Origin of the sequence: Spirosoma foliorum (assembly GCF_014117325.1) — a bacterium.
GTDB lineage: Bacteria > Bacteroidota > Bacteroidia > Cytophagales > Spirosomataceae > Spirosoma > Spirosoma foliorum.
The window spans coordinates 662,875-688,797 of the sequence record NZ_CP059732.1 but is presented as its reverse complement, the minus strand read 5'-3'; the positions used below and the strand labels follow the sequence as shown (position 1 = coordinate 688,797).

The window sequence follows — 25,923 nt, the reverse complement described above, 5'->3', positions numbered from 1 at the left end:
ATAAAGGCTACTTAACCTAAGGATTTATGCGAACTACTTTTTTGACCGTTCTCATCGCGACGATCATTGTTTGTTTTACTGGTTGTAGATCGGGCGATACGCCCTCCAACGATGAGGCAAAACAGATTGCTGTTTCCTGGGAATTAGTAAGTAATTTCACTGAAATCGAAACTGGCTTCGATGCTCGCTTTACGCTTACTAACAAAAGCGATTTTTTGCTGACAGATACCAATTGGGCCTTATTTTTCAATATGTCGCCCCGACCTATTGTCCAGACCAAGGACTCGCAGCCAGCTACGGTCCATCACATCAACGGCGATTGGTACAAACTCACCCCAAACGTAGGATTTAGCCTCAAACCGGGCGCAACTATCGATATCAGATACGAAGGGACAGAAGCCGTCAATAAGCTTACCGATGCGCCTATGGGCCTTTATTTCGTTTTTTACGATAAGGAAGGTAAGGAACAAAACATCGTTCAGGTAGCGAATTATAGCGTTAAGCCCTTCACGAAAAAGGAACAAATACTGCGTGGTAAAATCGATCTGGAGCCCCTTCCGACGCCTGAGCATACCTATCAGACTAACCTGGCAGCTTCCTTGCTTCCTGCCGATAAACTTCAGAAGATCATCCCCTCACCTGCCAAGTTGACACCGGGTACAGGTACCCTGGCACTCAGTTCATCGCTTCCGATTTATGCCGAAAAAGGTCTCGAAAGTGAAGCCCATTTCCTGAGTCAGAAATTAAAATCGCTGACCGGCAAAGACTTTTCGATAAGCAGCGGAACGGGCAAAGGAATTACACTCAAAGTAGGCAAAGTCAGTGTCAACGGGGTGACGAAAGAAGCCTATCAGCTTGGCATCGATGGCAACGGTGTTTCCATTGCGGGCAGCGACGCAGCAGGTGTATTCTATGGCGTACAGAGTCTACTGGCGCTGATTCCGACCTCAACCTATCTGAAGCCCTCTGACAATATTGCCCTGAATTACGTACAGGTTGAAGACGCTCCCCGATTTGAATTCCGGGGTATGCACCTGGATGTTAGCCGGAATTTCCAGACGAAAGAAACCATCTTGCGCCTGCTTGATTTACTGGCCTTCTATAAGGTTAATAAGTTTCTGTTTTACACAACGGAAGATGAAGGCTGGCGACTCGAAATCGACGGTTTGCCTGAGTTAACCCAGGTTGGCGCGCAACGGGAGCACACGTCGGGGAAAGAGACGGCTGTTTTGCATCCAGCGTATGGTTCAGGCCCCAAAGCCTACGACGAGGGCAAACATGGTAGTGGCTTCTACACCAAAGCCGACTTTATCGAAATCCTGAAATACGCGAAGGAGCGCCATATCAAAGTTATTCCCGAACTGAATTTACCAGGTCACGCACGAGCTGCGATCAAATCGATGGAAGCCCGGTATGAACGCCTGATGAAGGAGGGCAAAGAAAAAGAAGCGAATGAATATCGGCTCATCGACCCCGACGACAAATCGGTTTATCTGTCGGCACAGGGTTACACCGATAATGTGGTCAGCGTTGGGCGAGAATCCACCTATCATTTCTACGAAAAAGTAGTCGACGAGATTACGAAAATGTACAAGGAAGCTGGTCTTCCGATGGATGTCATGCATGCCGGTGGCGATGAAGTGCCGGAAGGTGTCTGGACAAAATCCCCCATTGCAGCCAAGCTGTTGAAAGAAAATCCGTCCATCAAGGACCCTAAAAATTTACAGGCTTATTTCTTCGGCAAACTTCGGGAGCGGCTCGCCAAACGCAACCTGGAAGTACACGCCTGGGAAGAAGCCGTACTGGTCAAAGCGGCTGATGGTAAACTAGTACTGAACCCTGAATTTGTAGGAAAAGGCGTCGTGCCTTACGTATGGAACAATCTGTTCGACATTGATCTCGGCAATCGAATGGCGAATGCAGGCTACCCGGTGGTATTGTGCAACGTATCGAACTTTTACTTCGATATGTCGTATAACAATGATCCGCAGGAGCCAGGTCTCTATTGGGCAGGTTACGTAGACACGCGAAACAACTGGGCGTTTGCTCCTTTCGATATGTTTAAGACCACCTACAAAACATCGATGGGTAAGCCACTTAGCTTCGACGGTCTACAGAAAATGAAACCCGAAGCCCGTAAAAACATCCGGGGTGTTGAATCGCAGCTCTGGAGTGAAACCGTGAAAGGGCGCGACATGGCTGAATACGATATTCTACCTAAACTATTGGGTTTTGCCGAAAGCGCCTGGGCTCCACAGCGCCCGTGGGAAACCATCGAAAACCGACCAGCCCGCGAAAAGTCGATGAATACAGGCTGGAATGTGTTCGCCAATACGCTTGCTCAGAAAGACTTACCCCGACTGGCCACGCTCAATGGCGGCTATAACTATCGACTACCACTACCAGGTGCTATCATCGAACAAGGAATGCTGAAAGCTAATATCGAACTGCCGGGCCTTGCTATTCGGTATACGACGAATGGTACCGAGCCTACTGCCCAATCTCCTTTGTACACAGGCCCCGTTAAGGTTTCGGGCACGGTAAAACTAAAAAGCTTCGATGCGTCGGGTCGGTCGAGCCGGTCAGCAATTATTACTGTCAATCAATAAATCGAGCTGATACCTCGGTTTCCAAATACTACCAAAAACTTCTTTCAAATGACTATTGGGGTCGACTTAGGAGGAACCAACGTGCGGGCCGGGCTTGTGCGAGATGGATCGATTGTCCACCAAATGAGTGGTCTGTTACACCAAAAAGAATCACTTTCCTCTACATTATCACAACTTATTGAGCTTATTCGCCCCCTGACAGAATCGTCGGTAAGCAGTATTGGCATTGGCGTTCCCTCTGTGGTTGATGTGAATCGGGGCATTGTCTACAACGTGGCCAACATTCCTTCCTGGAAAGAAGTGGCCCTTCGCGATATTCTGGAAGAAGAGTTTTCGATACCTGTATTCGTGAATAACGATGTAAACTGTTTCACCCTCGGCGAGCACCAGTTTGGTCTGGCCCAATCGTACCAATCGGTCGTTGGGATGTCGATCGGAACCGGGCTTGGCTCAGGTCTTATCATCGACAATCAGCTGTTTGTTGGCTCAAACTGCGGAGCGGGTGAAATTGGCCTCCTTCCGTATCGGGATAAAAATTTCGAGTATTACGCTTCGGCTGAGTTTTTTGAAGCCATACACGGCACAACGGCCCTGGAGGCTAGTCAGGCTGCGCAACTGGGCGACGAGAATGCCTTAAATCTCTGGACTGAATTTGGTCGTCACTTTGGCTGGGCTATCAAAGCCGTCCTTTACGCCTACGATCCAGAAGTCATTGTACTGGGAGGCTCCATCGCGAAAGCGTACCCATTCTTTAAAGCGGGGATGCTGGAGAGTATGCAGGACTTCGCTTATCCAATGACACTCAAGCGACTTAAGATTTTCCAATCGAAAAAAGAAGGAATCGCTCTGCTCGGTGCTGCGGCTCTAGTTGACCAACGGGAGCGCGTTTAGGTAATATAGAACCGCACCGGCGGACCGGCTGATTTTTAGGATGCCGGGTCGCCGGTGCGATTAAGATGAGATATGATTTCAAAAAAAGTGCATTCCTTCAAATAGACTATTTTACAATTAATCATCATTAATATAACCAAAAGCTATATAATCATATCAATCATAAAAATCAGCGTTCTATTGTATTCATGAAAAAAGTGTTCTTCTTAGTTGGCTTTACTACGCTCACGTTCTGGGCAGCAGCTCAATCTCCCGGAACAACAAAGCCCGTTCGTAAATCGCCCCCGTTAGCTGGTCCCAAATTAGTCGTTGGCATTGTGGTCGATCAGATGCGCTACGATTATCTGTATCGGTTTTATAACAAATACAGCGAAGGCGGTTTTAAGCGCTTACTAAATGAAGGATTTAACTGTCGAAATAACCACTATCACTACGCCCATACTGTAACAGCCGCTGGCCACGCTGCTGTTTATACCGGCTCGTTACCAGCGATCAATGGTATTATCGGGAATGAATGGTATGACTCGTTCGCGCAGAAGTCGGTGTATTGTGTAGAAGACAACACGGTACAAACGGTAGGAAGTACAAACGCCAGCGTCGGTCGGATGTCGCCCCGGAATTTATTAACCAGCACCATCACCGATCAGCTTCGGATTGTGACTCAATTCCGGTCTAAAACCATTGGAGTGGCCATTAAAGATCGCGGTTCTATTTTGCCCGCAGGTCATGCTGCTTCAGGCGCTTATTGGTACGATTCGAAAACCGGAAATTGGGTAACGAGTACCTTTTACCGACCCGAGCTCCCAACCTGGTTAACCGAACTCAACGCCCAAAAACTCCCCGCCCAGTACGTAAAACGAAACTGGAATACGCTGTTGCCCATCGCCGAATACACCGAAAGTACCCCCGACGATCAGCCGTATGAAAGCAAATTACCGGGTGCCTCAAAACCCGTATTTCCGTACGAACTGGTGAGTCAGGCAGGTGATGCGTTTGGAGCGGTCATGTCTACCCCCTGGGGCAACACCATGACGAAAGACGTTGCGATTGCCGCCATAAAAGGAGAAAATATGGGCAAAGGTCCTGTAACTGATTTTCTGGCCATTAGCTTCTCTACACCCGACCGTATTGGTCATGCGTTTGGCCCCAACTCGGTAGAAGAGGAAGATATTTACCTTCGGCTTGATCTGGAATTTGCGGACCTTTTTTCCTTTCTGGACAAGTGGACTGGCAAGGGCAACTACAGCGTATTTTTAACCGCCGATCACGGCGTCATGGATGTTCCTGCGTTCTGGCAACAGCATCATTTGCCAGCTGGGCTAATAGACGCCAAAGCTATTTCCAATACCGTCAAAAAATCGTTGACCGATGCCTTCGGCAGTGGCGATTACCTGCAGGCAAGTGAGAACTACCAACTTTATCTCAACCATGCCCTGTTGAAAGAGAAAAAGATTACGGTCGATGCTGCGTATGACGTAATTCGGGAAGCACTGCTACCCATGCCGGGCATTGCCGATGTGGTTAATTTGCGCAGTCTGTATACGACTAATTTGAATACGCATTTACTGGATCTGTACCGAAATATGCTCCATGCCAAACGTAGTGGTGATATTCAACTGATTACAGAACCCGGCTGGATTGCCAATGGCGGCACGGGTACTGATCACGGGTCGCCTTATCATTACGATACACACGTTCCGTTCGTTTTGTACGGCTGGGGTATTACGAAAGGCGAAACGCTCCGGTACACAACCGTCGCCGATATTGCGCCTACCATTGCGTCTTTATTGCATATTTTACCGCCGAGTGGTACCGTTGGCAATGCCGTACAGGAAGCGCTAAAGCACTAATTATGAACCGAAATACCCTGATTGTCGTCCTGATTCTGTTAATATTCTTCGTCATCTCGTTTCTGACGAATATTCTCGGGCCCATCATCCCTGACCTGGTCGATAGTTTCCAGTTGAGTATTGGTCTGGCGGGGTTTCTGCCGTTTGCCTTTTTTGTGGCGTATAGCGTGTCGATGCCATCGGGGTTATTAGTCGAAAAATACCGAGAAAAACCGGTCTTGCTCGGAGCCTTTTTTCTGGCTTTTCTGGGGGCGCTTTTGTTCGCGCTCGTTCCTCGCTTTTCGATTGCACTGGTATCTCTTTTTTCGATTGGTGTCGGAATGGCGATGTTGCAGGTCGTCATTAATCCGTTGCTGCGGGTGGCGGGTGGTGAGGCCCATTTTGCCTTTAATTCTGTACTGGCGCAGCTTTTTTCGGGCGCAGCTTCGTTTATCAGCCCGTTTTTATACAGCTATTTCGTCCTCAATCTGCATACGGCCAACACTAGTTTTCCCATTGCGCTACTCAACCGGGTTGTGCCTGTTCATCTGGAGTGGGTGTCGCTTTACTGGGTATTTGCCCTTACCACGCTGCTCATGATTGTGGTGGTTGGGGTGATTAAATTCCCCAACGTTGAACTGAAAGATGACGAAAAAATAGAAGTTGGCGGTACGCTGCTTGAGCTACTTCGTGACAAAACGGTGCTCTTATTTTTCGCGGGTATTTTCGCCTATGTTGGAACAGAGCAGGGTATTGCTAATTGGATTTCTAAATTCCTTCAACTCTATCATGGTGTCGACCCAGCCACAACCGGCGCCGAAGTAGTGGCTTATTTTTGGGGGCTGATGACGGTAGGCTGTATTTTGGGTCTGGTCTTACTAAAACTAGCCGACAGCCGTAAAGTACTGATGTTGTTTACGTTCGGTGCCGTTATTGCCTTATTGATTGGTTTGTTTGGCCCCAAAGACTGGGCTATTTATGCCTTACCGACAACCGGTTTTTTTGCCTCCGTTATGTGGTCGATCATTTTTTCGCTCGCCCTTAATTCCGTTCCGCAGCATCACGGCACATTTTCGGGTATCCTGTGTACCGGAATCGTTGGTGGTGCCCTGGTGCCGTTGATCATTGGGGGCCTGGCCGAACTAATCGGACTCCGTTGGGCCATGCTGATTTTGTTGCTTACCTTAGGTTACATTTTCAGCATTGGCATCTGGGCGAAACCGCTGGTTACGAATGCGACAATTAAAAGTGTAAAGGACCTATTTAAGTAGCGCGGACATCCTGGCCGCATAGCAAAAAAGTTATCTTTATGCTATGCGGACAGGATGTCCGCGCTACACAAAACCCATGCACAAGATTATTTTGTTGATCGATTTCGCGGAGGAGTATAGTAAGAGTCTGCTAAAAGGCATCACTAAATACTCGCGCGAATATGGTCCCTGGGTATTCTGCCGAATGCCGCTTTTCCACCGGGAAACGATGGGGATCAATGGTATTTTAAACTGGGCACTCGAATGGGAAGCCGACGGTATTATTGGTCAGCTTTACAACGAAGAGAGTATCCAGAAAATCACCGAAGCAGGCATTCCTCTCATTGCGCAAGACTTTAAAGAACGGTTTACGGAGATTCCGAATATAACGGGTGCCCACCAGGAAACTGGAGCCATAGCCGCCGATTATTTCTTAAAGAAAGGCTTCAAAAACTTTGCCTTTTATGGCTTTACCGACATCGTCTGGTCGAGGGAGCGAGCTGAAGGATTCGAAGAAAGCGTTTCCAAAGCAGGCTATAAGGTTCATTACTTTGAGAATCAGAACGCCCGCGAAAGTGAAATCGAACTCTGGTTCTACAAACCTAGTTCGTTGAGCCAATGGCTCCTGTCGTTGCCCAAACCCATTGCCATTATGGCCTGCGATGACCGGTTAGGGCAGCATATAACCGAAGCCTGTCGGCACTCAGGCATTCGAATTCCAGAAGAGGTGGCCGTACTGGGTGTGGATAATGATGAAATGATCTGTGAGCTTTCAGACCCACCCCTATCCAGCATTGCGCAAGATGCCGAGAAAGGTGGTTATGATGCGGCCCGCCTGCTCGACCGTATGATTCGGAAAGAAACCGCTAGTTTCTATGACATCGTTGTTCGACCAACGCAGGTGATCACCCGACAGTCGACCGATATTTATGCGACACACGATGATTTCATTGCCTCTTCGTTGAAGTACATTCACCAGAATATCGACAAAAATCTTCAGGTCGATGAAGTGGTAAAGCAGGTGCCGTTGTCACGACGATCGCTGGAAATGCGGTTTCAGCACGTGATTGGCTACCCCATCTACAAATACATCCAGAATCTGCGCATCGAGAAATTTTCCAAAAAACTACTGGAAACCGACCTGACCGTTTTTGAGATTGCAATGGAGCTTGGTCTTAACGACAGTAAAAACATTTCCCGGCAATTTCGTCAGGTTAAGGGCTGTACTCCGCTCGAATACCGGAATCGGTACCTGGCAGGAAAGTAAGAACGTAAAGTCCAGATTTTTAGAATTTAAGATTGACTGGTTAACATTCCCAAAAGCTATCTTTAGGCTCATTACCGGACCCTTGTTCCTTACACTATGAGCTTTGATCAAACGACACTAACCCTCTATGGAGCGGAATGGTGTGAAGACAGCCAACGGGTAAAAACCTACCTGGAAGATAATAAACTGAATTTCACCTATATCAACGTTGATCTCGACCGGCAATCTGTCCGGCAAGTCGAGGAAATTCAGGAAGGGAAACGGCTTACGCCCACTCTGGTTATCAATGAGACATCCGTTGTTAATCCGAGTAACGCCCAAATTGATTCGTTACTCGGCCTTAACCATAATCACCCTCGCATCCGTTTGTTTGGAGCCGATTGGTGTCCGGATTGTCACCGGGCAAAAGCCTATCTGAGCGATAATGGGATTAACTATCAGTACATTAATATTGATGTACACAGATGGGCCATACCCGTTCTGGAGACGATAAACAACGGCAAACGAATCATTCCCACCATTCTTATCAATGAACAAGCCTATGCCAACCCCGATAATAGAGTATTAAGAGACCTAATTGGCATAACTCAGGAAGCCCAGACACACCTTTACGATGTGGCTATTATTGGGGGCGGTGCTGCCGGACTAACCACGGCTATTTATGTACAGCGGGATAAGTTTTCATCCATTGTCCTGGAAAAAAAGCTCATTGGCGGCAATGCTTCATTGACCGAAAAAATTGAAAACTATCCTGGCTTTATTGACATCAGCGGAAAAGAGCTGATGAACAAAATGGCAGAACAAGCCCGAACCTATGGGGCAGAGATTAAGCTAGGAGTCGATGTTCGCAAAATCAGTTTTGAAGACCAGATTTTTCATCTCGAAACCAATCTGGGCGACCTTACGGCCCGATCCGTTGTAGTAGCCGTTGGATCGACTTACAAACGACTTAATATTCCGGGAGAATCTGATTTACTGGGTGCCGGAATTCATTTTTGCGCCACCTGCGACGGAGCCTTCTACCGCGATCGGGAGGTTATTGTTATTGGTGGGGGAAATAGTGCGCTAGAGGAAGGGATGTTTCTAGCTCGTTTTTGTCGGAAAGTATCGTTTGTTCATTATAAGCCAGCCTTTAGTGCAACCCAAACGTATACCGATAAATTAACTGAATTTACCAACGTAGCGGTCTACATGAACCAAACACCCAAGGCGTTTCTCAGTAACGAGCAGGGAACGTTTAAGGCGTTGCAGGTGACCGATAATACAACAGGTGAAGTTCAGGAAATTACTGCCGATGGTGTCTTTCTGTTTGTCGGTCTTATCCCTAATACCCGATTTCTGGCTAAGACACTTGACCTCAATGAGCAGGGATTTATTTGCACCCGCCCCGGATCAGTTGAAACATCGGTTCCCGGTATTTTGGCCGCAGGCGACTGTCGGCTAGGCGCTATTGCGCAGGTAGCCGCAGCAACTGGCGAAGGAGTGGTTGCCAGTTTTGGCGTTAAAGCTTATCTGAATCAGGCAATGGTATAAATTGTAACGCGGACGGTCGGCCGTTGCCGTGGAAACCCGCGATTGGTATAAGCTTATGTCTAATAGCTACCAATCGCGGGTTTCCACGGCAACGGCCGACCGTCCGCGTTACAATTACTTCTTCAACAACCAGATATCAGAGATACGGGAATTCTGCCGCCAGTTCAGGTGCGATTCTTCCGGTTCGTCGAAGGTGACGTTGATACGGCCATCCTGAGTAGCCGACATGGGCACGATCCATTCCTTCACTGTATCGGCCTCCCGATTATACACGATTGGGCTTAAGCGCTTACCATCAACACGCAACAAAGCCTCTCCAAACCCAACCACGCGAATCACATATTCTGCCTTCGGGTCCAGATTCTCATAGTCCAGAACTGGGCTCCGCTGAAAGGTTTGTGAAGAAAGGCGCGTCCGGCTAAACCCATTGTTCCACCAGGCAATATCCGTAGCATCGTCGGAAATAGTTTTTACGCGAGGACCTTTGCTTACGCTCGACACATCATCGTAGAAACTACCCTGGCCCGGTGTTTCCCAGGCACTGATTTGCTGTAGGCGCTTCTGTTTTTCTTCGTTCGTTTTCAGCGCCCGAACTTTTTCGAACTCATCGGCCATCCACCAGCGGTTATTCAGCGGATAATCGACAAAATCAAGTAGGCAACCTCGCTCATAGCCTCGTGCCTTGTGCTTTGGCATGCTGGTCTGTAACCCAATTGAGCTGTATAAATCGTCACATAACGACACAATTTTAGCCTTCAATTCTGGCGCGATTGGCTCCGTATCGGCTTTGTTTACAATGGCCAACGCCTGGCTCATCGCCTTATCAGGATCAGTATTCCTTTCCTGACTCAAAACGGCATCGGCTTTAGTTTCTAGTCCCTGCTCATACAGTAAGCGACGGCGGGTGTACGTGTCATAATAAGCCCGGAGTAGCAAAAGTTGCCAGCGCCAATTCGTGGCTAATGTTGGATTGGCCGTTTCGAGCGTTTTCCAGAACGAAAATGTAGCCTCTACGCCCCCATTTTGGGCGAGCGGCCCATCCCAGTTTTTTTCCAGCGCTTCAATGCCGTTCGCAGCGGATTCCGTCAATGGCCAGCCAAAGAAAAAGCGGCTGTACTCATTCAGAATCTGGTGCACACTCATCTGCATATTCCACGCCCGCATACTCCACATTACTTTGTTAATATCGTCATGACAACCGTCGGAATACGATACAAAGCCATCGGTAAACGGAGCCGCAGCCGCCTGAGCCCGCGCATAAAAATAAGGTCTCGGGTTCGATGCTTCACGGCCTAAAGTCAGCGCGTAAGCCTGATCCCAATGCTCTACCGGGAATTCGCACCGAACCGTATGGGTGATATCTGGATACTGCCGGAGCTGGTATTGTTTGGGCAGACGATAACGGGTTTCGGCAAGAGGGGGGCTACCTGGTCCGTAAACGACTCCCTGCAACCAGCTCGGATTGTTTTGTGCCAGATAGTCATAGAAATAGTTGACCTGCTCCACATTGAATCCTTGTAATGAAATCCAGACTTTTGCCTTCGGATGGTATTTCACCAACAGCGTGTGTATGTCCTTCAAAAAAGGCATTACATCCTTTGGATGATTCTCGCCGGGATCACCACCGGGAAAAAAGATATGGTCGAGACGAGGGCAAGCCTTGTAGAAAGCCTCGTGTTGATCAAGCTCTGCCTGCCGTTTCTTAGCGTCGGTCAGTTCAATCGTTGCGGGTGTCCATACCCAATAATCCAGATCATAGGCCTTACAGATTTCGCTCACTTTCACCCGCATGTCGGCCGCTGGTATCTTAAAATGAGGGCTAGGCTTTTCGTCTTCGTGAAACGGAATTCCTTCGATCGCGTTGGTCCCAAAAATGGCCAGATCACGGATGTACTGTTCAAATTGACCCACCGTCCAGGCATCGTACGAGTTTGCCGTGTGGCGATAGCCCAACTGGTGCCCTCGAATAGGATAATCGGGTGACGTAGCTACATTGACAGGGCTGGACAGCTCCAATATTTTACGATCCATTTTCAGATTTCTCAGCACCCAGCCAGTCCCGAACAGAATACCCCGGCTATCGGCCCCAATAACCCAAAGGGTTGTGCCAGTGGCATTTGTTTCACTAACAATTCGGTAGCCTTCTGGCTTTAGCTCGGGTCGTTCGGTTGCTGTGTTAGCTGGAACCGAAGCGCCTTGTAGTGTTTTATCACTTGCCAGGACAAGAGCCACACGGGTTATGCCACTCTTAGGCCATGTCGATGTTGTTTTCAACAAAACGCCCGTTCGTTTTTCAATCTCTTCGCTGAGTATTCGGGGAGCGGTTTCCCGCATGGGCGAGGGCACAGACGGAGAAACCAGTAGGACTGCCTGTTTAAGATTAATCGTCTGGGCCATTAGTGGGCCGCAACTCATCACCAAACACAAGGCAAGACTATTGATTAGCCAACTGATATTACGATTCAACTTCATGTATTAAAAAGAAAGGTATTGTTAAGATTTTAGGCAACTATTGATTTATGATTTGTACCCACGGGCCGGGCCGCGTTCGGCTTCAGCCCGTGTTTTAATTTAATTCATACACGGGCTGAAGCCCGTGTGTACAGCTGAATTTTCCGAATCGCCCTGGCAAACGATTCCATATCTTCTCGGGTACCCAGCATAGCGTGCTGGAAAACCCACACAGCCTCGTCGGCACAGGCTCGCTCGGCTTCCGGGCAATTTACCTGCGTATAATCGACTGAGTCAGGGATGGCGTAGCACATAAAATTCTTCTGCTGAAACACCGGCTGTTTATACAACGGATGCGGATAACCACCCGAACAGGGAACTCCTTCGGCCGATAACATGGCCACAAAGTCCTTCTTTGGTAGTTGACCGAATTTAGTTTTGTCGTACTTGAAAATATACAGGTGATAGCAATGCCGAATGGCTACCTCACCCCGGCTTAAGGGCGTAACGCCTTCAATATCCGCGAGCAAACCATTCAGGTACAGACCATTCTCGTTTCGGGTAATGGTTTGCTCATCAAGGCGTTTCAATTGTTCAGAAAGGAGCACAGCCTGAAGTTGGGTAATACGGTAATTGCACCCTGGATTAAAATGATCGTACCACTGTCCACTCGGCGAGCGGCCAACATTCCGGAGCGAATTCATGGCTTCATACAGCGCATCATCATTTGTAATTACGATCCCGCCTTCGCCACTCGTGAGGTTTTTGGACGACTGAAAACTGAAGCTACCTGCATCGCCAATGGAACCAAGTTTTCGGCCTTTATACTCGGCTCCATGCGCATGGGCTGCATCTTCAATAACGCGCAGATTGTGTCGTTGGGCAATAGTCAGAATCGCATCCATATCGCAGGCTAAACCGGCAAAATGAACGGGAATGATAGCCCTGGTTTTCTCCGTAATGGCGGCTTCAATACGGGCCGGATCGAGGTTGTAGGTGTCGGGATCAATATCCACGAAAACCGGCACGCAATTTATCTCCAGCACTACCGAAGCCGTGGCGATAAACGTATAAGGCGGCACAATGACTTCGTCGCCGGGACGAAGACCGCAGGCGATTAATGCCAGCCGGAGCGATACCGAACCGTTAACACAACTCACGGCGTATTTGCTCCCGCAATAGGCTGCAAATGCTTGCTCAAAGCGGGCAACTTCATCGGCACAATCAGGATTGCCCCACTGTCCACTTCGCACGATGTTAGCTACGGCCTGTACTTCAGTTTCGTCGTAGATGGGCCAGGGAAAGGTTTTAGTAACCGATTTTGGTCCACCCTGTATGGCTAATTGCCCCATTTCAGTATCGATCATTACACAGAAAATTCTCATCGAACAGCCATCCAGAAGGCCGGCTGAACGCATTTACTTAACTCTGACATAATACGCCGATGAGCCGATTTCAGGCTATTAGATGAGCTGAACTTTAATAAGTAATGAAGCTGGATTCCTCATGGAAACCGTTAATTTGGCTACAAAGAATCGCCAGTATATTGACGTGGAAATGTGACGATGTCGCGAACATCCGCATCGGCGACTCAGCGTACCAGCCTATCCCATTTTTCGGCTCGTTCAACCCATTTATTCCACGCGTCCACCTGCTCCAACTAGCTTTGACCACGTATCAATCTACTTTTCATATCCCATGCGAATTCGCTTATTAGCCTCATTCCTAAGCCTGCTCGTCGGCAGCAACCTGTATGGTCAATCGCCAGATCTTGTCAAAACTCAGGGCATTACCTCGGCGGTGCATCAGGCCAATATTGGCAAGATCATCTTTACGAGCAAAGACATTCCAGCGGCAAGCCTCCAAGCGTCCGATTTTCTGGATACCTATGAGCTGACCAACAAAAGCAATCTGTTCATGACGGTTTTCATGGGTAATTCGCTCACCAATTACCTGCATCAGCTGGCCCCTGAATTATCGGCAGACGAGCTTACGAAAAGCGGTTGCTACCAGTTCAATTTTTACGTAGATGATAAACTCATTTATCAAACCAATCTTCATCCTGGCGCGCCTTATGCTCAGATCAAAAACGTAGAAACGCTTATCAGTAAACCCTTGATTAACAATCAGCGGGAAGGTGCCTGGTGGAGCCAGTCTGCCTGGAATCGGTTTATGAATAATGGCGGAGATGCTGCATTAAGTGATGGTTCTCATATGTTCAAATTCGAAATCAAACCCTATCTCAACAAACCCGAATTGATTGTAGGAAACCTGATTGCAGTAGGTCAACTAAAGCTTTTGGTTAAACGCAAACCCGTTATTGATCTGGCCAGCATACAGTTAACACCCCCCAAACCATACAATGGACTTTCTGTGTCTTCGGAATCGTTTGATACCAACAAAATCAAGGCGTTAAAAGGAAATATCGACGCGGATGTCTTCCGACATATTACCAGCGTGGTGGTCATTAAAAACGGTAAACTCCTGATCGAAGAATATTTTAACGGCGCTACCCGCGACTCGCTGCACGATGTTCGTTCAGTGGGGAAAACGTTTGCCTCCACCTTAACCGGAATTGCGAAACAGGAAGGTTACCTGAAAAGCGAAAGTCAGACACTCAGCGAGTTTTACGATTTAAAAAACTTTGCCAATTACTCATCCGACAAAGCAACTACGAAACTAAGCGAGCTATTGACCATGAGTTCGGCCTTCGACGGCAATGATAATGACAGCGATTCGCCAGGTAACGAAGAGAATATGTACCCAATGCCAGACTGGGTAAAATTTGCGCTGGACTTACCCGTTGAACCGGCCAAGTTCAAAAACGAGTGGCATTACTTTACAGCAGGAGTTGTCCTGCTGGGCGATGTTCTGAATAAGGTCGTTCCCGGCAAATTGGATCAGTACGCAGACAAGAAACTATTTAAGCCTCTGGGAATTAGCCATTATAAATGGCAGTATACGCCCCAGCACGTAATCAGTACGGCAGGGGGAATTCAGATGAATGCGCTGGATTTTGCCAAATACGGTCAGCTTTACAAAAACGGCGGTCAATGGAATGGCAAGCAAATTATTCCAACAGCCTGGGTCAATCAGACATTTATGCACCATAAGACCCTCCCCGACCGGACCGATGAATATTACGGCTATCTGTTCTGGAACAAAAAGTATACGGTGAATGGCAAAGCCTATGAAACCTATTACTGCTCTGGAAATGGTGGCAACAAGATATTCGTTTTCAACGATCAGCCGTTGGTTGTTGTCGTAACCGCAACCGCTTACAACACCGCTTATGCTCATCCACAGGTAGATAAGATAATGGAACAGTATATTCTGCCAGCCGTGATTCGTTAGCTTTCCAGACTGTAGTTTATCGAGCAGTTTTTTGTCATGAACTGTGTCATCTCGACGTAAGGAGAGATCTCAAAATCACCACCTTGAGATCTCTCCTTGCGTCGAGATGACAAAAAATAGACTTTGGAAAGGGCCATTATCCCACTGATGGCGTCACCGTAACGATAATTGATTTCGACGTTGGCGTGTTGCTTTTATCTGCTTTTGAGTCGATGGGCACCAGCACGTTGGTTTCGGGAAAATAAGCGGCTGCGCAACCGCGTGGAATACTGTAGGGGACAACCACAAATCGATGGGCGGTTCGCTGTTTGCCATTGTATTGACTGTGTAAATCCACAACCTGCTTCTCGCGCAAGCCTCGGTTGGCAATGTCGTCGGGGTTCATAAATACAACCCGTCGTTCGTTGTAGATGCCCCGGTAGCGATCATCATTTCCGTATACCGTTGTATTGAACTGATCGTGGCTACGAATGGTCATCAGTAGCAATTCTCCCGGTTGCAGATCGTGATGGGTGGGTGTATTGACCGTAAAATGCGCTTTGCCATCTTTTGTTTTGAACTCCCGAACACGAGGTCCATTCGGGATGTAAAAACCACCCGGTATCCGCACTCGGGCGTTGTAGTTGTCAAAACCAGGAACAACCTGCTCAATAAGATCACGAATGCCGTCGTAATTGGCAACGAGGGCGTCCCAGAATGTAGTCTGGATGGCTACGTCCGGATAGTTAGGTTTGTCCGCCCGGACGTGGCCGTCCAGGTTACAGAAAACTGCTTTAGCCAACTCACCAATAATGGCCACTTCACTTTTCAGATAGGCCGATGACGGCTCAACTACACCGTGCGACTGGGCAACTACGCCCGTTGTACTTTCGCAACTAACGAACTGTTCACCGGTCGCTTGCATATCGTGATCGGTACGTCCCAGACAAGGCAAAATCAACGCTGTTTCGCCATGAATCAGATGGCTCCGATTTAGTTTTGTGGAAACGTGTACGGTCAGTTTGCAGGTTTTCAAAGCCTCTGCTGTGTAATTTGTATCGGAAACAGCCATCGCGAAGTTACCACCCAGCCCGAAGAAAATTTTGGCTTTCCCTTCATGCATCGCTTTTACAGCGGCAACGGTATCATATCCATTTTCGCGGGGAGGCTCAAACGCAAATACGCGTTTGAGCGCATCCAGAAATTCGGGTTTGGGTTTTTCCCAAATACCCATCGTACGATCGCCCTGCACATTACTATGCCCACGAATCGGGCTGGCCCCTCCCCCTTCGATACCGATGCTTCCTTTAAGTAAGAGCAGGTTAATGACTTCATTAATCGTCTCAACGGCGTTACGGTGTTGCGTCAGCCCCATAGCCCAGCAGATAATCAGCTTAGGCGTGTACTTAAACAAATCGACCGCTTCCTGAATCTGTGCAATTGTCTGACCACACTGCGCGGCTAAATCGCTCAACTCAAACTGATCAAGGCTTTTAACAAACGCTTCATAGCCGCTCGTATATTGCTTGATAAACTGCTGATCGAGCACCTTTCCGGGGCTCTTTTTCTCTTCCTCCAGCAACAGTTTGCACATGGCTTTCACGAGTGCCAGATCGGAGTTGATGGGAACCTGTAAGAATAAATCCGTAAGTTTTTGGCCGCCAAATACAACATCCCGGACACTTTGCGGGTACTTGAATGATAGTAGCCCCGCTTCGTGTAATGGATTGACCGCAATGATTTTAGCTCCATTACGCTTGGCCTGCTCCAAGGGCGTAAGCATCCTTGGCGCGTTGGTTCCGGGATTCTGACCGATAATCATGATCACATCGGCCTTTTCATAATCTTCATAGGTGACCGATGCTTTTCCCAAGCCAAGCGAATCCGCCAGCGCAACGCTGGTCGATTCGTGGCACATATTCGAGCAGTCGGGCATATTATTGGTACCAAACATTCTGACAAATAGCTGGTACAGAAAAGCAGCCTCGTTACTCGTTCGGCCCGAGGTATAGAAAATGGCTTCGTCGGGTGAATCGAGTGCATTGAGCTGACTGGCAATCAATTGCATAGCCTTATCCCAGCTGATTGGCTCGTAGTGCGTAGCACCGGGTTTCAGGATCATTGGCTGCGTCAATCGCCCTTGCTGACCAAGCCATAAATCGCTTTTCTGAAGCAACTCTGCCACCGAATATCGTTGAAACAGAACCGGCGAAGCCGAATGTTTCGTCATGATTTCATCTGCTACGGCCTTGGCCCCACTTTCGCAATATTCGCCCAACGTAGATCGATGGCCATCGGGGTCGGGCCAGGCGCAGGATGGGCAATCGAAGCCGTCTTTCTGGTTCAAATCAGCCAGCACCTTTAACCCGCGAATCAGTCCCGTTCCATTGCGAATATGCTCCAGCGATTTCACGATGGCCTCCACACCAGCAGCTTCAGTATAGGGCTTACCGACTTCAAGTTCGCCGGTTAGTTCTTCGGGGGGTGTATTTTGTTCCATAACCAATTCTATAATGTGGTTAATCCACTTTCTACTGAATGCTGTCGAGCTTCGGCACTGTGCGCAAAGTAGCAACAAGGAACACCCATTGCTTCGACATGACTCAATATTTCACGCGTTTTCGGCTGATTTTTATGATAAACCTGCCGAATATAGACACAACGAATCCGAGCCTGAAAATGCCTGACTACCGACTCATAAATTGTCGGGTCTTCCTGAGTATCATCACCCAACAAAATAAAACGCTGCTCCGGGTAGGCTTCCAGAATGCGGACAATCCGCATAAACTTGGTCATATGCTTCCCCTGACCCGTTTTCAGCACTTCGGCCAGTTGTTTTAACGGGCTTAACAGATATACGCCTTCCGGTAGTCCGTTCTTCTTCGAAAACTCTACAATGTAATCGTACAGGTTCCATTCACTACTCGATACATAGAAAAATGGGTTTGTTTGCCCATCTGTCCGATTCGCTTCGGCTAATAGTTTATAATGTGCAACAACGCCTTCAAACGGCTGGCGTGTGTGTGCATTCCGGGTGAGCAAGACTCGTAGTCGTTTCAATAACGTGGCCGAATGCGACACCAGAAATGTATCGTCGATGTCGGAAATACAGGCAAAGCCAGCCTGGTGAGGAATCAATATAGCTCCTTTACCCTCAGCCACCACCGTTTCCTCTCCGCTTTCCTGGGCAACGCACTGTACCTGAACAACATGCCAGCCCGATGGCAGCGGTTCAACAACCGGAACCTCAGCCCGAAAATAGCCATCCAGGTCCGCCTGCGTATATATAGTCTGTCCGCCTGCCTGTATGCGCATAGTCGCATGTGGGTATGGGCGAACTAAAAACAACCGAATCAGGCCCAGGAGATTTAACCAGATACTCGTTCGGTATTTCGTTCTGGGCAAGGCACTCCGCCGAAGCATACTTCCATGCACAATCAGCGTTTTGCCATTGCCAAAGCCCCGATATATTTTCACGGCTGGCTGATCCACCAGATGCAGCCATGAAAAAAAATGATGTTTTATACTATCCTTCAGGTCCTTATTTTGTTTATAAATAAAAGGCAGTTGCAACGTCTCCATCGTAATCAGTCGATACCTGTTAGTTATAACTTCTAAAACGCTTATAAGTTGACCTTTTTATTCGCAATTAATCCAGTTTCGGGTGGAACTGATAAAACTGTTTGGGAAACAGGTATTCGCGACTACTTCGCCGATTCACCACATACCGTTCACCAGTTTTACCTCGATGGTAAAACCGACAACGAGACAATTCCACAACAAATCGAAAAATATAAACCCGACTGCGTTGTGGCGGCTGGGGGCGATGGCACCATTAAACAGGTGGCAGAACACCTGCTTGACACCTTTATTTCGCTCGGGATTCTGCCTGTAGGATCGGCAAATGGCATGGCTCGCGAATTGGGTATTCTCACCGATGTACATGGTAGCCTAGATACGCTGGTCAACGGTATGTCCAAGAAAATCGATGTTATTTCGGTGAATGACGGAGAAAGTTGCCTGCACCTGGGCGATATCGGCCTGAATGCTCAGTTAGTTAAATATTATCAGCGGAATAACCTGCGCGGTAAGCTCGGCTATTTACAAAGTGTTATAAAGGTGCTGCGCAAACATCGGCTCATGAAGGTGTCCATTACCGTTGATGATGAGTGCGTGCACCGGGCCGCGTTTATGGTTGTGCTGGCCAACGCTCGTATGTACGGAACGGGGGCTGTTATTAACCCAGATGGCGATGTATCGGATGGTAAATTTGAAGTAATTGTTTTCCGACGCTTATCGTTTGGCGAAATCCTGAAATTATTCTGGCGATTCCAGCCCTTCGATCCGAAGCAAATTGAGATTTTCCCCGCCACATCGGTCACCATTGAAACAGGGCGTAAAGCCTATTTTCAGGTTGATGGTGAATATCGGGGCCTCACCACTACGGTAAAGGCCCATATTCGACCGGGTGCTCTTACGATACGGGTACCTGCTCCGGTAGCCTCTAAGCCAGTTGAGTTATCCGAACCCGCCCTGGCTCGCTATATAGGTTAAATCGTTCGTTACGGACAAATCCGGCCAGTGTCATTTGGGCATCCTGCGCCATTTGAACAGCCAGGCTGGATGGCGCACCCACGGCCGCAAGCAACGGCACACCCGCCATCCAGCTTTTTTGTACCAGCTCCACCCCTACCCGACCACTCAGAAAAATGCCGAACTGAGTAAGTGGCAGCCAATTTTGCCAGAAAGCAGCTCCAATCAGTTTATCCAATGCATTGTGTCGACCGATATCTTCCCGGACTAACAACAGCTTTCCCTCGGCATCGAACAAGGTAGCCGCGTGAATACCACCTGTGTAGGCAAACGCCAGCTGTGCTTCCCGAATCCGGTCGGCCAAGGAATGAATGATGGATGGCTCAACAGCGAAATCGGACAACATTGGGCCGGGAGTCAGTGCTCTGACGGCATCGATCGTGGTTTTCCCACACAACCCGCAACTCGATGATGTAAAGGTATTTCGCTCTAAACGGGCCCAGTCAACAACCACGTCGGGCTTAAGTTCAACCCGCAGAACGTTCCCCTCCTTTTCCGAATCCTGCACACAATGTCGGCACGAAACAATGTCGGAGGGCTGGTGAATAATGCCTTCGGTAAACAGAAAGCCCATCGCCAGCTCTTCGTCATGGCCGGGCGTCCGCATGGTAACCGAAACGGATTTCTGTTGGCGATCGTCAACGGGTCCAAATCCTAGTCGAATTTCGAGCGGTTCTTCAACCGCCAGCAGATCAGAAACTTCGGTCAGATTTTCGCCAACTACTTTCTGAATAGTGGCCGGAGCAACGAGTGACATAACGATACTGGTTTCTAGCAGAACAAGCCGTAGATGCAGAAAGTTATCGCATCTACGGCTTGTTTGTATAACGTCCTTCTAAGTAGACGGATGAATAACGATTGGCTCAAAAACTAACCGTTGCTGATGCCTTTAGCGCAAACGAATTGAATGGAATACCATTAGGCCCATCTTCCAGATAATCCAGTCGGTGAATGGCCTGAATCCGAATCAATTTAAAGATGTTATCGATGCCGTAACCCACTTCCATATACGGTTTTTTAGGATTGAGCGCTCCGAAGTAAATAGGTCTTACGCCATCGGGTAATGGTTTAGCACTCGAAACAGCCCGGTTCTCTTGCGATAAACTTCCCCAGAGCGCATCGAAATTGGCAATTAATCGCCAGTTCAGTTTCCGTATTCCCGGTATGCGGTTGAACAACAGTCCTTCAAAGCGGTGTTGAATGTGCATAGCCACAAAGCGGTCGCTGACAAATTCATAGAACTGCATCCGGTTGAACGTATTAGTTGTCAGCAAAGGCGTTGGATTACCAATGTGCGGGAACAGCATGGGAGCCGGCATTACGTCTGGTGTATAGCCTGCTGACAGCAGATAGGTCATCCGTCCGAGCGGGCCAAGACGCAACGTCTGTTGCGCCCGCAGGGTAATCCGATTATAATTAAAATCGCTACCCAGTGATTTTAGGCCACGCGTGTACCGGATGGTCAGGATAGGCGCCCGTTTTGTTCCGAGTGTAATCCGTTCGTTCCCGTCCATCAGGTATTTTTCCTTTCGGGCCAGTCGGGCTTCAATTGACCAATAAGCGTCGTTAATATCCGACTGTAACGGCGACTGATCGCCCAGTTCGGGGCTCTTCCGATAATGAAATGGGAACAGTGGATCAAACGTCCGGCTGCCTAACATAGCGGTCAGCAGGATTCCTTTAACCGGTTCTGTTTTAAAGAAAACTTCTTTCTGATAACTCTGATAACCACCCCGGTACCGACCAAAACGGCTAAATGCGTAGAAAATCCGGTTACCCCCAATCAGTTCAGGCGTTAACCCAAGGCGTTCCAGATCATTAGCGATCCGAACGCCCAACACCGTCCAATGCTGCCTGGAGAACAGGTAATCGATTTCACCACCGTACTTGAATTTATTATCCAGTGTACCATAGGCAGCATACCCGCGAAGAATCCAGTTGCGACTGAATTGTTCGTTGGTCCGAAACCCGATTCGCGTCCGTAAACCCTCGACACTATTCACAGCAAACAAGTAAGGATAGGGCCCTATATCAAACCCACCCACTTTATAAAAACCGGTAACAGCTACCTGTCCTACCGCTTCGGCCATCTTCACGGCTGGTACGGCCCGTAATTTCTCAATGATCTGGCGCGTCTTCTGGTCTTCCTTATTTAAGGAGTCGGCCCCAGCCATATTTTTCTGTACGCTATTCCAGTACGCATCGTTCTGGGTAGCTACCGTATCACTTGGCTCAATAGGCTGTTCATAAAAGCCCGACGGTCGAGGTCGGTTAACCGTTATGTTGGTGTTCCGCAAGGTCACCTGAGCCCGAAGTCCCAGCGATTGTTTACCTACTCCCGTTAGGTTTGCCATAAGGCGGATACTAACGGGCAACCAACCCGCCGTACCCGATACTGATGCGGTAGAATCGAGCGTTGATTCTAACTCCTGCTCAATGGTGAGGGAACGAACATAGTTCAGGTTAGCGCCCTGACCGATTTTAGCTTCAATCTGGCAGAGAGCAAATGAAGTTGTATCGATCCAGGCCTTTCCGATAAAGGCAAGATCTTCTTTTCGCTTGGGATCGAACTGAATTTCGTAACAGATATGATCGCCAATCTGGGTCGTATCGGCCAGAAAGAACTCGTACCAGTTCCGCCAGTTATCGCCAATGGGCGAGGCAAAATCTTTTCCCAGAATAGGAATGTAGTTGTCGTAGAAGTTCTGACTAACCAGATTAGTGCCCCCTAGCAACTGCGAACTAAGCCCAGCGTCGTCCACCGCTACCCCTTTGATTCGCGTTTTACGAATGTCTTCGCGTTTACGGTCGGGACTGGTTCGATAGTAATAACGGGATACCGACTCCGAAGCCAACAAGGGTAATAGCCGATGACCTTCATCGTCAACGATCGAATCCTGTTTGCTCATCGCTTCGTTAATGCGCTTGATGAGTGGATTCTTCCGCATTCGGTCGGTTACATGGCTGAGGGCAATATCGGTTTTAACATAGCTGTCATATTCATAAGCAGCCAGTCGTTTTCGGTCGTTGAGGGATCGGTTTTTACGCAGCTGCCGAAGTACACGCCAGGCTGGGTTTTCGCCAGCCTTTACCGTTACCTCCTGCAAGGCATTTCCTGCTGATGCCAGTTTGAAATCCACCGCCTGACTCGGCCGCTCAGGGTCGATAGCCTGACGCAGCGCTTTGTAGCCCATTGAGCTAACGGCCAGTGAATCCGACAAAACTTTAACCTTGAGGGTATAGCGTCCTTTTTCGTCGGTCAATGTACCACTTCGACGGCCTACGAGGGCGACGCTGGCAAAGGGAATTGGCTCACCTGTTTGAGCATCTGTAACCAGCCCAGTGACGGTGAAATCAGTCTGGGCTTTTACAGTACTGCTAAAGCTGACTAAGGTCAAGCAAAAAAAAAGTTAGCAGTGTTTGATATAGAAGTGTCTTCATAGAAATTACGGTCGGCTAAATTACAAAAAACTTACCAAATCCGAATCCTAAAAAGAGACTCAATTGTCGCAAATAAGTCCTTAATTGTCAAAATATTGAGATCAACTGTTCCTTATACCATAACAGGTAAATATACCCATAAAAAATGGATAGTTAGCTAAGTAATTCTAACAGTCCAATCTTGCCTCTTAACCAGCCCTATTCTGCCACTAACCAACTAGCCAGATACGGTCAGCATCAGCCCCTTGCTCAGTCCATTCAACCAGTACTTGTTGTGATTCAAGCGTATTTACCCGCTTGCCCGTATAGTCTGGTTTGATGGGGAGATCACGGTTATAGCGCCGATCGATCAACACCAGTAGTTCAACTTTTCTCGGACGTCCAAAGGCGGTCATCGCATCGAGAGCGGCTCGAACCATCCGGCCCGTTGCCAGCACATCGTCAATAAGAATGACTCGTTTGTTTTCAATAATGAACGGAACATGGGTTGTATTGGGCCGCAAGGGGGAATCCCGTCGACGAAAATCATCCCGATAAAACGTAGCATCTAAATAGCCCAATGGCACCGTATGCCCCAGCGCTCGATTCAGTTCCCGTGCCACTCGTTCGGCAAAATGAATGCCTCGTGGCTGCATACCCAGAATAACAGTATCGGCAAAATCCTGGTGGGTTTCAATTAATTGCTGGGCAAGTCGGCTAATCACAATTTCGAGTAGCGGACTCGACAAAATCAGGCGTTGTTGGTTCATGAAGTAAAAATAGGAAGGAAGTCTAAATAGTCGCTAGTTATAAATCCGACATATTCCCAAATGTTGCTACATTAGTAGACCATACGTTAGGTGTCTCGCCTAAACACCGCTGTTATGAACCGAAACATTACCATTGGCCTCTTACTGGTGTTCGGGCTGGTTCTTGCCGACAGCAAGGCGCAATCCAACGTGGCAGGTTTCTGGCTAGGCATAACCTATCCTGGCGACCCTACTCAGTCCGTCTACAATTACGCGCTAACGATTACCCAAACGAATACAACCTTAGGCGGCACAGCGCAATCAGCTAACCCGAAATTACCTCTTGGTGGCTTGGCCTATATAAAAGGAGCCGTTTCCGGTTCAACCGTTACGTTCAACGAATCGGATAAAAATGGTAGCACAGCCGTAAGAGGTATTTGTTACTGGCAGGGTACACTCACCTACAACCCTGTTGATGAAAGTCTGATTGGCACATACGAGAGCATCGTAAACGGGACCACTTGCTTCGATGCAGCGGGGGGCAAAGTTGAACTCTATCGAGTTGTTCTGAAATCGGGAAGTCCCGTTTGCAAAGGAAGCCCGGTTAATTTAGTCGTTACAGGTAAAGATATTCGGTGGTACTCCTCTTCGTCGGGCACCAATCTTCTGGCAAGAGGCAATACGTACAGCCCTCAAATTACAAAGACAACCACGTTCTATATCACCCAGACGCTCTATCAAAACGAAAGCCCACCAATTCCCATTACGGTTGAGGTTGTTGAGCCAACTATTAAGGCAACTCCCAGCAACACGGGTTGCGACAAAACAAATGGATCTATCGAAGTTGTTGCGACTGGGTCAACCGGTTGGCAGTATAGCCTAAATGGAAGTGCGTTTCAATCCAATCCTATATTTACCAGTCTCGGCCCAGGCTCTTATACGGCTGTTGCAAAAGACGCTGCTGGCTGCCAGGCTTCCCAATCTGTTACCCTCACGACCGACACTCCGCCAACCATTACAAGTCTGAAAAGTACCCCTCCTCATTGTGAAACAGCAAATGGCGAGGTGACTGTTTTAGCCACGGGTGGCAAAGCACCCCTAACCTACTCCATTAATTACGGGGGGTCGTTTCAGTCCAGTTCGCTTTTTACAAAGTTACCGGGTGGCACGTACACGCTTCGCGTACGCGATGCGAATGGCTGTGAAGTCAATAGTGCGCTGAGTTTACCTTCCTATAAACCGATGGTTATTCTGGATGCTATCGAAGTTCCTACCTCCTGCGGTCAGGCAAATGGGCAGCTGGCCATGAAAATTGCCGGGAATAGTAGCCCCGTTCAATTTAGTATCGACAATACTAAATTTCAGGACAGTCCGACTTTTACGGGCCTACCGTCAGGAAGCTACACCCTCGTGGCGCGAGACGGCGAAAATTGTACCATTAGTCAATCAATGAATGTAGCAGCCAGTGCGGGACCGCAGCGGGTCGCTGTCAATACGTCTGACGCAGCCTGTGGCCAAAAGAGTGGCTCTATTTTAATTACCACTGCGCGTGTTGCCGGAGTAGAACAATATTCGCTCGATGGGCAGCAATTTCAATCCTCGACCACATTTTCGGGCTTGACCGGCGGAATTTATACTCTAACGATTCGCGATGATCAAAACTGTGTGATCACGCAACCCGTTCAAATAGCGGTTGATTGTCCTAATCTCGTTCATCTGCCAGCGGCTTTCTCGCCCAATCATGACAATCAGAACGATGCGCTTGCCGCTTACTTTACTTTTTCCTCATTAACCATTGCTCGATTCACAGTTTATGATCGTTGGGGAGCAGTCATTTATAATCGTGCTAATTTTGTGCTTTTAAGTGGTGAGCCCTTATGGGATGGCTTCGTAAATGGTCAGGCGGCCTCCAGTGGTATCTATGGCTACCGACTGGATTGTCAATTCCCGGATGGCACCCAAACCACCTACCGTGAATCGGTAACCTTATTGAATTGA

The 25,923-nt window shown here is 48.4% G+C and carries 16 protein-coding genes; 9 read left to right on the top strand and 7 right to left on the bottom strand.

Features of this window, described 5'->3' with window-relative positions; genetic code table 11:
- Positions 1-26 precede the first annotated feature (26 nt).
- From H3H32_RS02905 to H3H32_RS02880, 6 genes are all read left to right on the top strand, one after another.
- Positions 27-2,609 carry a family 20 glycosylhydrolase gene (locus tag H3H32_RS02905; RefSeq protein WP_182461179.1) on the top strand — a complete coding sequence of 861 codons (2,583 nt, stop codon included), beginning with the start codon at positions 27-29 and terminating at the stop codon, positions 2,607-2,609.
- A gap of 48 nt (positions 2,610-2,657) precedes the next feature.
- A complete protein-coding gene (locus tag H3H32_RS02900) occupies positions 2,658-3,500 on the top strand; it encodes an ROK family protein (RefSeq protein ID WP_182461178.1) in 843 nt (280 codons plus the stop codon).
- A 188-nt stretch (positions 3,501-3,688) separates the two neighbouring features.
- Positions 3,689-5,350 carry an alkaline phosphatase PafA gene (pafA, locus tag H3H32_RS02895; protein WP_182461177.1) on the top strand — a complete coding sequence of 554 codons (1,662 nt, stop codon included), beginning with the start codon at positions 3,689-3,691 and terminating at the stop codon, positions 5,348-5,350.
- 2 nt (positions 5,351-5,352) lie between these two features.
- Positions 5,353-6,600 carry an MFS transporter gene (locus H3H32_RS02890; protein ID WP_182461176.1) on the top strand — a complete coding sequence of 416 codons (1,248 nt, stop codon included), beginning with the start codon at positions 5,353-5,355 and terminating at the stop codon, positions 6,598-6,600.
- Between the two features lie 76 nt (positions 6,601-6,676).
- The gene (locus tag H3H32_RS02885) at positions 6,677-7,846 is read left to right on the top strand and encodes an AraC family transcriptional regulator (protein ID WP_182461175.1); all 1,170 of its coding nucleotides are present in this window, start codon (positions 6,677-6,679) and stop codon (positions 7,844-7,846) included.
- A 96-nt stretch (positions 7,847-7,942) separates the two neighbouring features.
- Positions 7,943-9,379, top strand: a complete 1,437-nt coding sequence (locus H3H32_RS02880) for an FAD-dependent oxidoreductase (RefSeq protein ID WP_182461174.1) — start codon at positions 7,943-7,945, stop codon at positions 9,377-9,379.
- 114 nt (positions 9,380-9,493) lie between these two features.
- Here the strand turns inward: H3H32_RS02880 and H3H32_RS02875 are convergent, their stop codons facing one another.
- Positions 9,494-11,851, bottom strand: coding sequence for a hypothetical protein (locus H3H32_RS02875; protein WP_182461173.1), 2,358 nt, complete (start codon positions 11,849-11,851; stop codon positions 9,494-9,496).
- A 104-nt stretch (positions 11,852-11,955) separates the two neighbouring features.
- On the bottom strand, positions 11,956-13,182 hold the full coding sequence (locus H3H32_RS02870; protein ID WP_182464219.1) for a DegT/DnrJ/EryC1/StrS family aminotransferase: 1,227 nt from the start codon (positions 13,180-13,182) through the stop codon (positions 11,956-11,958).
- A 346-nt stretch (positions 13,183-13,528) separates the two neighbouring features.
- On the opposite strand from H3H32_RS02870, the gene H3H32_RS02865 reads away from it, so the two are divergent.
- Positions 13,529-15,184 (top strand): serine hydrolase domain-containing protein, encoded by a 1,656-nt coding sequence (locus H3H32_RS02865; RefSeq protein ID WP_182461172.1) that lies wholly within the window; start codon positions 13,529-13,531, stop codon positions 15,182-15,184.
- A gap of 136 nt (positions 15,185-15,320) precedes the next feature.
- On the opposite strand, the gene H3H32_RS02860 is transcribed toward H3H32_RS02865, so the two are convergent.
- A complete protein-coding gene (locus H3H32_RS02860; protein WP_182461171.1) occupies positions 15,321-17,663 on the bottom strand; it encodes an FdhF/YdeP family oxidoreductase in 2,343 nt (780 codons plus the stop codon).
- Between the two features lie 8 nt (positions 17,664-17,671).
- Positions 17,672-18,640 (bottom strand): App1 family protein phosphatidate phosphatase, encoded by a 969-nt coding sequence (locus H3H32_RS02855; protein ID WP_240543637.1) that lies wholly within the window; start codon positions 18,638-18,640, stop codon positions 17,672-17,674.
- Between the two features lie 153 nt (positions 18,641-18,793).
- Here H3H32_RS02855 and H3H32_RS02850 point away from each other — a divergent pair, with 153 nt between their 5' ends.
- A complete protein-coding gene (locus tag H3H32_RS02850; RefSeq protein ID WP_182461169.1) occupies positions 18,794-19,717 on the top strand; it encodes a diacylglycerol/lipid kinase family protein in 924 nt (307 codons plus the stop codon).
- Here the strand turns inward: H3H32_RS02850 and fdhD are convergent.
- The 3 genes from fdhD to pyrR all read right to left on the bottom strand — a co-directional run bounded on the left by fdhD (position 19,668) and on the right by pyrR (position 23,946).
- Complete coding sequence (gene fdhD / locus H3H32_RS02845; protein WP_182461168.1) at positions 19,668-20,513, bottom strand: formate dehydrogenase accessory sulfurtransferase FdhD; 846 nt, start codon at positions 20,511-20,513, stop codon at positions 19,668-19,670. The two genes, H3H32_RS02850 and fdhD, sit on opposite strands and share 50 nt — an antisense overlap.
- Positions 20,514-20,619: 106 nt before the next feature.
- Positions 20,620-23,154 (bottom strand): DUF5686 and carboxypeptidase-like regulatory domain-containing protein, encoded by a 2,535-nt coding sequence (locus H3H32_RS02840; RefSeq protein ID WP_182461167.1) that lies wholly within the window; start codon positions 23,152-23,154, stop codon positions 20,620-20,622.
- 252 nt (positions 23,155-23,406) lie between these two features.
- Positions 23,407-23,946, bottom strand: coding sequence for a bifunctional pyr operon transcriptional regulator/uracil phosphoribosyltransferase PyrR (pyrR, locus tag H3H32_RS02835; RefSeq protein ID WP_182461166.1), 540 nt, complete (start codon positions 23,944-23,946; stop codon positions 23,407-23,409).
- A gap of 114 nt (positions 23,947-24,060) precedes the next feature.
- Here pyrR and H3H32_RS38390 point away from each other — a divergent pair, with 114 nt between their 5' ends.
- Entirely contained in the window at positions 24,061-25,923 is a 1,863-nt protein-coding gene (locus H3H32_RS38390) for a T9SS type B sorting domain-containing protein (protein ID WP_182461165.1), read from the top strand.

Coding starts and splice junctions, on each gene's coding strand:
- H3H32_RS02905 (WP_182461179.1), top strand. CDS start 27: ATGCGAACTACTTTTTTGACCGTTCTCATCGCGACGATCATTGTTTGT.
- H3H32_RS02900 (WP_182461178.1), top strand. CDS start 2,658: ATGACTATTGGGGTCGACTTAGGAGGAACCAACGTGCGGGCCGGGCTT.
- pafA (WP_182461177.1), top strand. CDS start 3,689: ATGAAAAAAGTGTTCTTCTTAGTTGGCTTTACTACGCTCACGTTCTGG.
- H3H32_RS02890 (WP_182461176.1), top strand. CDS start 5,353: ATGAACCGAAATACCCTGATTGTCGTCCTGATTCTGTTAATATTCTTC.
- H3H32_RS02885 (WP_182461175.1), top strand. CDS start 6,677: ATGCACAAGATTATTTTGTTGATCGATTTCGCGGAGGAGTATAGTAAG.
- H3H32_RS02880 (WP_182461174.1), top strand. CDS start 7,943: ATGAGCTTTGATCAAACGACACTAACCCTCTATGGAGCGGAATGGTGT.
- H3H32_RS02875 (WP_182461173.1), bottom strand. CDS start 11,851: ATGAAGTTGAATCGTAATATCAGTTGGCTAATCAATAGTCTTGCCTTG.
- H3H32_RS02870 (WP_182464219.1), bottom strand. CDS start 13,182: ATGGGGCAATTAGCCATACAGGGTGGACCAAAATCGGTTACTAAAACC.
- H3H32_RS02865 (WP_182461172.1), top strand. CDS start 13,529: ATGCGAATTCGCTTATTAGCCTCATTCCTAAGCCTGCTCGTCGGCAGC.
- H3H32_RS02860 (WP_182461171.1), bottom strand. CDS start 17,663: ATGGAACAAAATACACCCCCCGAAGAACTAACCGGCGAACTTGAAGTC.
- fdhD (WP_182461168.1), bottom strand. CDS start 20,513: ATGTCACTCGTTGCTCCGGCCACTATTCAGAAAGTAGTTGGCGAAAAT.
- pyrR (WP_182461166.1), bottom strand. CDS start 23,946: ATGAACCAACAACGCCTGATTTTGTCGAGTCCGCTACTCGAAATTGTG.
- H3H32_RS38390 (WP_182461165.1), top strand. CDS start 24,061: ATGAACCGAAACATTACCATTGGCCTCTTACTGGTGTTCGGGCTGGTT.